At 72.8% G+C, this 3,300-nt stretch carries 2 protein-coding genes and 1 pseudogene; 2 read left to right on the top strand and 1 reads right to left on the bottom strand.

Annotation, left to right across the window (positions count from 1 at the left end):
• Positions 1–329: 329 nt before the first annotated feature.
• A complete protein-coding gene (gene fdhD, locus CCN33_RS28910; protein WP_086696333.1) occupies positions 330–1,166 on the top strand; it encodes a formate dehydrogenase accessory sulfurtransferase FdhD in 837 nt (278 codons plus the stop codon).
• Between the two features lie 42 nt (positions 1,167–1,208).
• Here the strand turns inward: fdhD and CCN33_RS28905 are convergent, their stop codons facing one another.
• The gene (locus tag CCN33_RS28905; RefSeq protein ID WP_086696332.1) at positions 1,209–2,144 is read right to left on the bottom strand and encodes a LysR family transcriptional regulator; all 936 of its coding nucleotides are present in this window, start codon (positions 2,142–2,144) and stop codon (positions 1,209–1,211) included.
• 314 nt (positions 2,145–2,458) lie between these two features.
• Between CCN33_RS28905 and CCN33_RS28900 the strand changes: the two are divergent.
• Positions 2,459–3,300 (top strand): annotated as a pseudogene (locus tag CCN33_RS28900) (FUSC family protein); the annotation flags it as partial.

The raw sequence follows: 3,300 nt of genomic DNA, 5'->3' as shown, positions 1-3,300 counted from the left end.
AGGCGGAGGAGGGCGACATGGCGGAGCCATGGCAACCGACGACAACGCCGCAAGGCGCGGTGCCGGACCCCGCGAGCCCGGCAAGATCCAAACGAGAGGCCCTGGGGCCGGGCCGCCACGCCAGTACTTCCGCCCTCTCCTCGTGCCACGGCGTCACCTAGAGTGGATTTCCCACGCCACCGCTGTATGCCGTCACCACAGGAGCCGACCCCGGCGGGCCCGGGCCTTGGCCCGGCCGCCGCCCCGACCAGCCGACCCCACCCACCGGCACACACCGGCTCCGGCGGCGACCACACCCCGGCCCGGAGCCCGAGGAGAGGAAGAAGACCATGGGACGAGTGACCGTGCGGCGTCGAGTGCTCCGCATCCGGGACGGCGCGTCCTCGCACCGACCGGACACCCTGGCGGCCGAGGAGCCGATGGAGATCCGCGTCGGCGGCCGCCCGCTCACGGTGACCATGCGCACCCCCGGCGACGACTTCGACCTCGCCGCCGGCTTCCTGGTCAGCGAGGGCGTCGCGCACGCCGAGACCGACGTGGCCGGCATCCGCTACTGCCTGGGCGCCACCGACGACGGCAGCAACACCTACAACGTGGTCGACGTCGTGCTCGGCCCCGGCGTCGAGGCCCCCGACGCCTCCCTGGAGCGCAACTTCTACACCACGTCCTCCTGCGGCCTGTGCGGCAAGGCCAGCCTGGACGCGGTACGGACCGTCGCCGCCTGGTCCGTCGCCGACGACGAGCTGCGCATGAGCCCGGAGATGCTGGCGACCCTGCCCGAGAAGCTGCGCGCCGCGCAGAAGGTGTTCGACAGCACCGGCGGCCTGCACGCGGCCGGGCTCTTCTCCGCCGACGGCGAACTGCTCTGCCTGCGCGAGGACGTGGGCCGCCACAACGCCGTCGACAAGGTCGTCGGGCACGCCCTGCGCTCCGGGATGCTCCCGCTGCGCGGCTGCGTCCTGATGGTCAGCGGCCGGGCCTCGTTCGAGCTGGTCCAGAAGGCGGTCATGGCCGGCATTCCGATGCTGGCCGCCGTCTCCGCCCCGTCCTCGCTCGCCGCCGACCTCGCCGCCGAGAGCGGCCTGACCCTGGTCGGCTTCCTGCGCGGCGACTCGATGAACGTCTACACCGGCGCCGAACGCCTGGAGCCGCAGCCCGTCGCCTGACCGGCCCTGGCGGCCGCGCCCGAACGGGCGCGGCCACGGACGTCACGCCGGCGGCAGCGCGGGACCGCCGGGCAGCCGCTCCAGGGCGCCGGCCACGTCCGTCGCCGTGGCGACCTCGGTCAGCGCGCGGGCCATCACCGACCCCGGCTGCTGGGACGTCGTCACCAGGCCCACCGGCACCGTCCAGTCCGGCTCCACCAGCGGCACCGCCCGCATGCCGTGCGGCACACCGAACACGTGCAGCCAGGCGTGCGGCACGACACTCGCCCAACGGCCGGTCCTGACGTGCGCGAACAGCGCGGCGACGGAGTCGGTCTCCACCCGGGGCGTCGGCTTCGCCCCGGCCTTGGCGAACACGTCGTCCAGCACCCGGCGGCCCTGCATCGACTCGTTCAGCAGGCACAGCGGGAGCCGGGCGGCCTCCGCCCAGGTGGCCGTCGACCGGTGCGCCAGACCGTCGGCCGCGGTGATCAGCAGCACATAACGTTCCTCATAGAGCGGAATGGCGTGGAAACTCCCCGAGAGTTCTTCCGGCAGATACGTGATTCCGGCGTCGATCTCGAAATTCTGCAGCTGGCGGAGAATGTCCTGGGACTGGAGGTCCGCTATCACTTCCACGGTGACCAGCGGATGCTCCGTGCAGAACGGACCGGTCAGCAGCGAGACGGCCGCGGACGCGGTCGGCACCGAGCCGATCCGCATCCGGCCGCTGAGCCCGCAGCGCAGGGCACCGACCTCGTCCCGCAGCGCGTCACGGTCCGCGAGAATCCGCTGCGCCCACACGACGATGCGCTCGCCCTCCGGGGTGAGCCCCTCGTACTTGCGGCCGCGTCGGACCAACGGCACGTCAAGCTCGTCCTCCAGCTTCCGGATCGCCTCGGAGAGCGCGGGCTGGGAGACGGAGCACGCCTGGGCGGCGCGCGCGAAATGGTGCTCCCTCGAGAGAGCGACGAGGTATTCGAGTTGGCGAAACAGCACGTCATGGGTGTACCCGACCGCTGACCGAAAAGCCAATCGGCCCAGCGGGCCGTCCGGCCGGGGCCCCTGTCCACCGACGGCCTCCGGGTGGAACCCGGACGGTTCGAGGGCCACTTCCGCCGGGTGAAGACCGTAGGCGAATTCACGCCGTGCCGGACTTGCCTCCGGAATTGTCCGGCAATTCACCGAGTGAAATGCGCGAGGGCGCTTGACCCTCCCCGATTTGCTAGAGTTAGTGATCTATGAAACGCGGCAACACCTCTCAGCTCATCGCTGGACTGGCCCGTGTTCTCTCGCCACGCGGCTCATTCGCCATGGCCAAGGTCAGCGGGGCGCTCCCTTTCGCGCTGCGGGCCGCGCTCACCATGGCGCTGCCCACCCTGCCGCTGGTGCTGCTCGGCCACCCGAGCCTCGCCGTCTTCCCGGCCCTCGGCGCCTTCACCATCACCTTCGAGCGCAGCCTCCCGCTGCGCCGCCGCAGCCGGCTGCGGGTGCTCGCGCTGGTCGCCCTGGCGATGACGGCCGCCGTGGGGTCCGGCTCGCTGCTCGCGGTCTGGGTGGGCCCCTCCGGCCCCTGGAACCAGGGGCTCGCCGCCGTGGTGGGCATGGCCGCGGTCGCCGGACTCGCCAAGTTCGGCTGTGACTACGCCGGGCTGCGGGGCCTCGGGGCCGTACTGATCCTGGTCGCCTTCGCCGTCACCGCCGAGGGGACGCCCGCCCTCACCGACGTGCTGCCGCACACCGCGCTCACCGCGCTCGGCGCCGCCGTCGCCTGGCTGGTCTGCCTGCCCAACTCCCTCCAGCCGCAGCGGCTCCAGCGTCTCGCGCTCGCCGACGCCCTGGAGTGCTTCGCCCGCGCGCTGGAGGCCGCCGGGCCGATCGAGACCTCCAAGGCCCGCCACCAGGCCGTCGTCGCCGCCCTGCGCGCCCACCACGCGCTCGACGACTCCGGCGACAGCGACGGCGTCCTCGGCCTCACCCGCCGGACCCCTGGACGCCCCGCCGCCACCGGCTACTCCGCCGACTACGTCTGGGCCCTGCTGACCACCGACACCTGGCGCGACGCCGAGGGCGAGATCGTCGCCCGGCACCTGCGGGAACAGGCGCGGATGCTCTCCGACCGCCGCTGGCACACCCTCCTCCCGCTGCCCGAGGA

Origin of the sequence: Streptomyces recifensis, assembly GCF_002154615.1 — a bacterium.
Classification (GTDB): Bacteria; Actinomycetota; Actinomycetes; order Streptomycetales; family Streptomycetaceae; genus Streptomyces; species Streptomyces griseoluteus.
The sequence above is the reverse complement of the archived record's forward strand: the minus strand, read 5'-3'. Positions and strand labels throughout refer to the sequence as shown.